Genomic DNA, 8,405 nt, shown 5'->3' on the forward strand with positions numbered 1-8,405 from the left:
GTGTTCGGCGAAGACAACGTGCTGCTGCACGTGTTCGAGAAACACGCGATGCCGGATGGCGCGATCGCGAAGTTCTGCGAGCAGGCCGGCATTCCCGATTTCGACGCGCTCGATCTGCCGGCGGTGACCAATCCCAGCCTCGATCCGCTGACCAGCGAATTCATGCGCCACCTGCCGCTCGACACGGCCAAGATGGCCTACAAGCTGGCGCTGATCCGGGCCTTCACCACGGTCAGCGAAAAGCTGCAGCGCGACGGGCGGCTCCCGTCGCTGCTGCTGACGCCCGAGCGCCGGGCGGCGGTGCTCGACCGCTATGCGGCGGGCAACCGGGCGCTGGCCGAGCGCCGCTTCGGGCGCGAGACCCTGTTCCTCGATCCGCTGCCCGACGCCGACGCGCCGGTCGCCGACATGCGCCTGCCCGAGGACAGCCAGCAGGTGATGGACCGCTTCGTCCAGCCCTTCGTCTCCGCCCTGATCGAGCAGAATCGCTAGGCCCTCTGCCGGCGGCAACGGTCGCCGGCGCCCTCTTGCCGGAAACCGTGACGGTCGGCCGGGCCGGCGCGGAACGCGTCGCTTGAGAATGGCCGCGGCTCCGCGTAGAAATGAACCTGGGCCCTTGGTCGGAGCACCGTGTGAAGAACGCCGGCCAATGCACTCTTTATATTGCTCGGCATTGATTTCACTGACGGACTATTGGGAGCCTGATGGATGAGGGTATTGGTGATTGGGGGATGCGGTTTCATCGGATCGCATGTCGTGGATCATCTGCTGAAAAGCGGTCACCGGGTACGGGTCTATGATCGTCGACCAGAGATGTTCCGCCCGCCGCTGCCGCAAGTGGAATACATCGCCGGCGACCTGGCCGACACGGCGCAGATCTTCGAAGCGATGAGCGGCGTCGACGCGCTCATCCACCTGGCCAGCACCACCGTTCCGGCGACCTCCAACCTCGATCCCGTCGCCGATATCACCGGCAACCTGATCTCGACGGTCAACCTGCTCGAGGTGCTGCGGTCGAGCTCGGTCGGCAAGATCGTCTACCTGTCCTCGGGCGGCACCGTCTACGGCGTGCCGACCACCGATCCCGTCACCGAGACCCACCCGCTGCACCCGATCAGCTCCTACGGCATCGTCAAGGTGGCGATCGAGAACTACCTCTACATGGAGCAGCAGCTGCACGGGCTGCAGCAGGTGGTGCTGCGGGCCTCCAACCCCTACGGCCCGCGCCAGGGCCATACCGGGATCCAGGGCATCATCGGCACCCATCTGTGGCGGCTGGCACGCGCAGAACCGATCGAGGTCTGGGGCGACGGCAGCGTGGTGCGCGACTTCATCCATGTCCATGACCTCGCCCGGCTCTGCGTGCAGGCGGCCGAGGCCGATATCAGCGGCTGCTTCAATGCCGGCAGCGGCAGCGGCGCTTCGATTGCCGAGGTGGTCGAGACCATCCGCGCGACCGTCGGCGGCGATGTCCAGCCGGTCTACAAGCCGGGGCGGAACTACGACGTGCCCCGCGTGGTGCTGGACATCCAGCGCGCGCGCGACGCCCTCGGCTGGGCGCCGACGATCTCGCTGGCCGAGGGCATCGCCGAGACCTGGGACTGGGTGCGCCGGACGGTCGACAAGACCGGCTGAGCCGCCGCCCGGCCCCGGGGACAGCGCGGCTCAGCGGTCGCGGCGAACGGTCCGGACCAGGCGGCGCAGCGGCCCGGTGATCCGCCACGAGGTGCTGTTGAGCAGATCCCGGTTGGCCCGTTCCAGCTCGGCGATGCGCTGTTCGTACTCGTCGCGCATCCGGGCCGCGGCCTCCTTCTCGTGTTCCAGGCTCTGGCCCAGCTCGGTCCGTTCGGCCGCCAGCCGCCCGGCCTCCTCCGCTTGCGCCGCAGCCTGCCGGGCGGCCTCCTCGCCCGCGTCCCGGGCGGCGGCCAGCGCGTCCTCGAGCCCGGACAGCCGCGCCTCCAACGCCTCGCGCTCTCCTTGTGCCGCGTCGCGCTCGCGGGTGACGTCCTCGACGCGCTGGCGCAGCTCCTCGAGCCCCTTGCGGGCCTCTTCCAGCGGCTTCGACCGGCTGCCGTTCAGGCTTTCCGCCAGGGTCTCCTGCATCTGCTTGGCCATCTGGGTCTTGAGCAGCAGCAGGCTGCGCTCGCTGCGTTCCAGGTCGTGCTGGTAGCGTTCGCATTTGCGCCGCGCCGTCGTCAGCTCGCGCGCCACCTGCGCGGCCTCGTCGGCCTTCGCCTTGAGCTCGAGGCCGACCTGTTCGGCCTCGTGGCTGCGCTGTTCCAGGCTGCTGCGCAGCTTGTCGCGTTCGTGTCGGCCCTCTTCCAGGGCCTTGTCGCGCTCCGCCAGCTCGTCGGTCAGTCGCTCGACCTCGGCCTGGGCCTGCGCGGCCTTCTGGTCCGCGGTCTGGCGCGCCTGCCGCAGCGCGGCCAGCTGGGCCTGCAGCTTCTGCAGGGTCTCCTGCTGGTTTTGCCGGCTGCCGCGCAGCTCCTCGCCCTGGCGCCGCGCCGCGTCGAGCGCGGCCCGGGTTTCGGCGATCTGCTTCTCCTTCGCCGAGATCCGGGCAGTCAGCTCCTCGACCCTCTGGTCGGAGTTCCGCCGCCCCTCGCGGGTCTCCTCCAGCATGGCCTGGGCCTCCTCCAGGCCCTTCTGCAGCCGAGCCCGGGCGGCGCGCAGATCCTCGTTCTCGCCGCGCGCGGTGCCAAGGGCGGCCTCGGCCTCCTGCAGCGCCGTCTCGCGCTCCTCCAGCGTGGTGCGGAGTCCCGTTACCTCGCCGCGCGCGCTCAGCGCGGCCTGGATCAGCCCGCCAAAGGCCGGCGCCGCCGCGTTCAGTTCGGCACGGATCCGGTCGAGCCGGGCGTGATCGGCCTTGCGCTCGCCCTTCTGCGCCCAGGTCTCGAGAATGTCGTAGCTGTCGCGCAGCCAGCCCGACAGCAGCGGGTTGGCGATCGCCGCGTCGGGATCCTTGCGGAAATGCTGCAGGTCGCGCGACAGGAACGCCTCGACCTCGGCGGCGACGCTGGCGGATTTGCGCGGCAGGGTCATCTCCAGCGCCTGCTCCATCTCCGCCACCACCCCGGCCCAGTTGCCGATCAGCCGTTCGTAGCTGGTGAAGAACCGCGGCCGGCCGCGGCTGCCGGCCTCGGCGTCGAGGACATGGCGCAGCCAGAGCAGCAGGCCGTAGGCCAGCGGCCAGCCCTCGCGCCGCTCGAGCGAGGCGGCGACGTCGAGCGGGTTGCGATGGGTGCAGACAACGAGCGGCCGGCACCCCTGCTGCTCGAGCAGGTCGAGCCAGAACGGCGCGAAGCGGCAGATGCGCGGGTCCTTGAGCACGAAAAGCGGCGAGCCGGCGAATTCCTCGTCCAGCACCGCCTGGGCGCGGCTGCGGAACGCGTCGGCGCGCTGCGACGTGATCCAGCCGGGATTGAACTCCTGCCAATCGTCCCAGGAGGTGCCGGCGGAATCGAGCAGCGCGTCGTTCAGCCGGTAGACCTTGTTCGATTCGAAATAGCCCTTCGGATTGTCCTCGGTGGGCGGCATCAGATCCTGGGGCAGGTCGCAGCCCAGCTGGCCCAGCACCCCGGCCAGCGCCGACGTGCCCGAACGATGCATGCCGAGAACGACGACGGCCACGCGGGACGGCGGGGCGGACGGGCGCTTGGACTTCTTGGTCATGGTGTCGAACTCGCGTCAGGTTTCACGGCAATGTGCATGATTTCTCGATCCGGGTCCCGCATTTTTCCGTTCCGGGCGCCGGGCGCCGGGGACGGCGCTCGCAGATCGTCCCGTCCTTCGGCCTGCCTCGTTGCGATGCCCGGACGCGGGCTCGAGCGCGGGCCCGGACGCGGGAGGGACGGCCACCGCGCGGGCCTCTCTTCCTTGGTCGGCAAGAGCTGTTCTCATTGTTTTTGCGGGTCTTTCCTTCAGTAGCAATGGCGGCGCAGCGAATCGAGCGCGCGAACGGTCCTCTCCTGCGCGGGGGTATCGGAGGACCTGATGCAGGCGATCAGCGCCTCCTCGAGCGCCGGGTAGTTCTCGACCGCGATCGCGATCAGGTCGTCCTCGGAGTCGATCGCGGTGTAGCGGGCATCCGGCCGGTCCGCCAAATCCGTCCCCAGCCGTGCTTCCATCCACTTCATGTCCTCGTCGTTATGTTGCAGGACCGGGCCCCAGAGCGCATCCGAGAAGCCCAGCTGCCGGGTGCCGATCCGGCCGAGCGCGGCAATGAACTTGTCATTCGCCGCCGGCGCCTTGGGAAAGCCGCCGACATAGCCGTCGCCCTTCAGCCGCTGCAGGAACAGCAGCGCCGTCGCCTCGAGGCTGAGGGTCTCGTTCGCCCGCTCCGCCTTGCTGGCATCGACATCGACGCCGATCTGGTGGCCGAAATCGGCGACCACGTTGCCGCCGACCAGGGCGTCGGGATCGAACTTCTTCAGATGCACCCGGTCACGGCCGAAGGTGGTGTCGAGCTTCTCGAAACGCTTGCGATAGGCCGGCCAGAGACCGAAGATCTTCAGCCGGTCGACCGAACCGCCCTTCAACCGTTGCTGAAAGGCGCTGCGGGCATAGGACAGCGGCGGCCGGACATAGCCGATGACGACGATCTCGTCGGCCCATTGCTCGAACAGGTCCCGCATCGCGATCGTGGCCTTCTCGAAAGGCGGCGCCGAGATGTCCTCGGCGGAGAGGATGAAATCCTTGCCGCCGGCCTTGGCCTCGGCCAGGTCCGCCTCGAGCCGCCGGCGCCACAGCTTCTGCATCTCGCCCAGGCGGTCGAGGAACTCCTGCCCGCGGACATTGAAGCCGTGATAGGCTTTCGCCTCCTCCAGCTCCTGGAAGAGCAGCGCGAAAAGGCCGCTGTGATTGGGCCCCCGCCAAGACGCGTATTTGAACCCGTCGCCGGCATGCTGGGAAAAGTAGTTCTGGATCGAACTGCTGCCGGTCTTGTGCATGCCGACGTGAATGATGACCCTCATGCCCGTCAGGTCCTTTTCTGGTCCGGCTTGTCGATGAACAGCGACAGCAGATCGCAGCTCGTGGCCATGGCCGGCCAGAGGCGCTCGATAAGATGGAACTCGGTCCCGTCATTGGCGATCGGCTCGTTCGGCCACGGGTAATCCTGTTCGAAGATCGCGTTCATCGCCAGAACGACCTCGCGCCGCACCCAGAACATGTTGCCGACCGGAAACAGCAGCGGGTTGTCCGGCATCGGCCCCGGCAGCCGGTCGGCGAATTTCGGCAGCAGATCGCGCGAGTCGTTCCAGGGCACGAAATAGGGATCGAAGGGCGCGACGAGGCCGGTGCCGCCGGTCCCGATCATGCGCAGCGCCGAAGAGACGGTCTCGTCGTCGCCCAGCAGGATCGACATCAGGAACTGGCGCCAGATATCGCCGGTATTGGTGACGCCCAGCGATTTCTTCTGGTGCAGGTGGCACCAGATCTCGTCGTCGCCGGCGGCGCCGCCGTCGCGGAACAGCTCCATGAACGGGAGGATGTCGCGGCCGCGATTGTCGCCCAGCACGACCTCGGCGCTCAGCCCCGCGCCGGCCATGATCTCGTGGATCGTCTCGGCCTTGCGCTCGCTGTCGGTCGTCACCACGATGCGATCGGCATGGCGGAAGGCGCGATAGCGGCGCAGATCCGCGGCCAGCTCGTCGGTATAGAAGGCGTGGATGTGCATCGAGAAGGGCGGCAGCTCCTCCGCCTCGGTCGTGTCATAGGGCACGATCCTGCAGTTGCGGTGGCTCCAGTTCTCCGAGGCCGCCAGCGCCTCCTCGGCATCCGCCCGGTCGCGCCAGATGAAGCGCCGCCGGTAGCTGAGGAACTTCTCGCGCGCCTTGACCCGCAGCGGCCGGTCCTCCTCGTCGGTGGTGAACAGCATCGGCACGTCGATCTCGCTCTCGCCCAGCACGAAATGGCGCTGCCCCGCCAGCCGTTCGTGCAGCCGCTCGGCGATCATGGCGAAGACCGGCAGCGGCCTGGTCTCGGGGGCGGGCGCATCGCTGGCAACCTTGCGCGGCAACGCCATCAGCGCCGTCGCCGCGGCCTCGGGATTGCCGTATTCGACCGCCGTGACATGCTCCGACGCCCGGTAGACCGGATCGGCAAAGCCGGTGCCGCCCTCGAAGACCACCGCCCGGCAGCCCTGCTTGAGCGCGTCGAAGACGACGTTCGGCAGCGGGTCGAGCCGCGACGAGACGAACATCGCGTCCGAGGCCGCCAGCACGTCGAGGTAATAATCGCCCGCCGGCAGGAAGAACAGGTTGCCCCGCGGGTCCCCGGTCCCGGCCTGTTTCAGCTGGTAACTGGTCCAGACGCCGAAATTGATGTCCTCGTGATTCATCCCGTCGCCGATCCAGACGAAGATCGTCTCGGGGTCGCGGTGGCGGCAGATCTGGGCGGCCATGACGAAGATGTCGGTGCCCTTGCGCCACTGGGCGTGACCGGCGCCGCAGACGATCCGGGCCGTGCTGCAATCGCGCCCGATCAGCCGCGACAGCCGCGCCCGCGCCGCCGCCAGCCGCCCGGCCTCGACGCTGCCGACGGTCAGCTCCCGCTGCGGCACGATGGTGGAATCCCGCTCGACGTCGAATTCCAGGTCGGCGAACAGGTTGCGCCAGGAATCGCGGACATGGTCCGAAGAGAAGACGACCAGGTCGGCGAACAGCGCCACCCGCGACCGCTTGTAGGTCGGAAAGGTGTAATAGGCGTATTCGTGCAGATAGGCGGCGAAAGGGATGTCGCGCGCCACCAGCAGCCGGGCGAAGTCGAAGCATTCGACCGAATTGACCACGGCGAAGTCGATCGCCTCGAAGATCTCGCCCTCGAAATAGGGAAAATCCTCGTGCGGATGCGGCGAGATGACGACGGCGCAGGCATGTTCGCAGGCGGCGGCGCTCAGCGGCCCGTCGCGCAGCGCGGCGAAGATGACGTTATGGGTGCGCGACGCTTCCCGGGCGAGGTCGACGCTGACGATCGGCGCGCCGGTCTTCGACAGTTCATGGGCGGTGATCAGGCAGGTGGGCCGGCCCGGATCGAAGGTCTGCGCCCCCGGCCGCTGCCGCTCGCGCACCTGGGCCAGCGTGCTGCGGCCCTCGTGGAAGCCGTGGATCAGGTAGTGGCGCAGCGGGTTGAGCCCGGCCCGCAGGATGTCGCGATAGGTCCGCAGGTAATGGCGGCGCGAGAAATTCGAGATCTCGGCATCGACGTCCTCCCCCAGGTCCATCAGCTCGAAGGCCAGCTCCAGCGCGCCGGGTTCGCCCGCCGCGATCGCCGCCTTGATCCGCGCGTCGGTCACCAGGCCGGCGATTCGCGCGTCGACCTCGGGATAGTTCGCCCGGACCTCGCTGTAATGGTTCGGGAACCGCCCCATCTCGCGACCGATCGTTCGGAAATGGGTCTCGGCATCGGTTTCCGCCTCCGCGACATCGGCATAGCGCCCCGCATAGAACGCCGGATCGAACCGGAAACGCGGCCTTGCGCCGCGCGGATCGAGCTCTGCGGTCAGCTCGGTCCAGATCGCATCGAGATCGGTCATTCCTGCCCCCAGGCCAGGTTCCTGTCGAGCAGCTCGACGAATTCGCTATCGGCGACGGCGGCACCGCGCAGGCAGGCAAAGAAGGTCGGCGCCAGCGGGTGCGCGGTGATGTTCTCCCCGAGCAGCAGAAAGCCGAGCTCGGAACCGCCGTCGCGGGGCCGGTGATCGATGCGCCAGGGCTCTTCGGTGCCGGCGCGGGCCAGGCGCGCCAGCTCCTGCGTCCCGAGCGCGTCGGTGGTGAAGACGAGCGGCCATTCCGGGCGGGCGAGGACATGGCGCAGCCGGGTCATGATCTCGCAGAGCAGCCAGGCCGAGGACCGCGGCGGCTGCAGGCATTCGACGACGATGAAGTCCTTCTCGAGGGCGCGCAGCTCCTTCTGCGTGCGATTGCTGCCGGGCAGATCGACCAGCACGCGCGGGCCGCTCCATTGGTCGGCCCAGTCGCAGACGGCGGTGCCGTTCAGGGCCTCAGAGGTCGCGATCAGCATGCGAAAATTCTCAAATCCTCTTCTAGCAAGACGCAGGATGCGCGCTGCGCCAGGAAAAAACCAATATCCGTGCGATCACGGTTCCTTGTAACAAATACGACCGCTGGAACAGCGACAAGTCCGCTCTTGCGACGGCACCGCTCCTCTGCCCGCACGACCACGCCGACGGGGCGCCCCCGAGGTCAGGGCAGTTGCCGGCCCCTGTCCAGACAGCGGCTGCGCCCCGTCGGCAATTCCCTGCTCATACCGCCCATAGAATGCATTCCTGTTACGATCTGCCCAAAACCCGGGCACAAGCTGTCGGCCCGCTTCCACCGGCCGCCGCTCAGTCCTCGAGCAGCGACAACAGATACCGGCCGTAGTCGTTCTTGCGCAGCATCTCG

General features: G+C 68.1%; 5 protein-coding genes and 1 pseudogene. 2 read left to right on the forward strand and 4 right to left on the reverse strand.

From position 1 onward, the window contains the following. A pseudogene (locus tag ACFOES_RS20860) lies at positions 1-492 on the forward strand (hypothetical protein); the annotation flags it as partial. A 216-nt stretch (positions 493-708) separates the two neighbouring features. Continuing rightward, entirely contained in the window at positions 709-1,635 is a 927-nt protein-coding gene (locus ACFOES_RS20865; protein ID WP_377835636.1) for an NAD-dependent epimerase/dehydratase family protein, read from the forward strand. A gap of 30 nt (positions 1,636-1,665) precedes the next feature. Here ACFOES_RS20865 and ACFOES_RS20870 read toward each other — a convergent pair whose 3' ends face one another. The 4 genes from ACFOES_RS20870 to ACFOES_RS20885 all read right to left on the reverse strand — a co-directional run bounded on the left by ACFOES_RS20870 (position 1,666) and on the right by ACFOES_RS20885 (position 8,022). After that, complete coding sequence (locus ACFOES_RS20870) at positions 1,666-3,672, reverse strand: sulfotransferase family protein (RefSeq protein WP_377835638.1); 2,007 nt, start codon at positions 3,670-3,672, stop codon at positions 1,666-1,668. 248 nt (positions 3,673-3,920) lie between these two features. Then, positions 3,921-4,973, reverse strand: coding sequence for a hypothetical protein (locus ACFOES_RS20875; protein WP_377835640.1), 1,053 nt, complete (start codon positions 4,971-4,973; stop codon positions 3,921-3,923). Positions 4,974-4,978: 5 nt separating this feature from the next. Continuing rightward, on the reverse strand, positions 4,979-7,534 hold the full coding sequence (locus tag ACFOES_RS20880) for a rhamnan synthesis F family protein (protein WP_377835642.1): 2,556 nt from the start codon (positions 7,532-7,534) through the stop codon (positions 4,979-4,981). Continuing rightward, positions 7,531-8,022, reverse strand: coding sequence for a hypothetical protein (locus tag ACFOES_RS20885; protein WP_377835644.1), 492 nt, complete (start codon positions 8,020-8,022; stop codon positions 7,531-7,533). The genes ACFOES_RS20880 and ACFOES_RS20885 overlap by 4 nt, the downstream gene beginning before the upstream one ends. Positions 8,023-8,405: the final 383 nt, after the last annotated feature.

The organism is Acidimangrovimonas pyrenivorans (assembly GCF_042643245.1).
Classification (GTDB): Bacteria; Pseudomonadota; Alphaproteobacteria; order Rhodobacterales; family Rhodobacteraceae; genus Acidimangrovimonas; species Acidimangrovimonas pyrenivorans.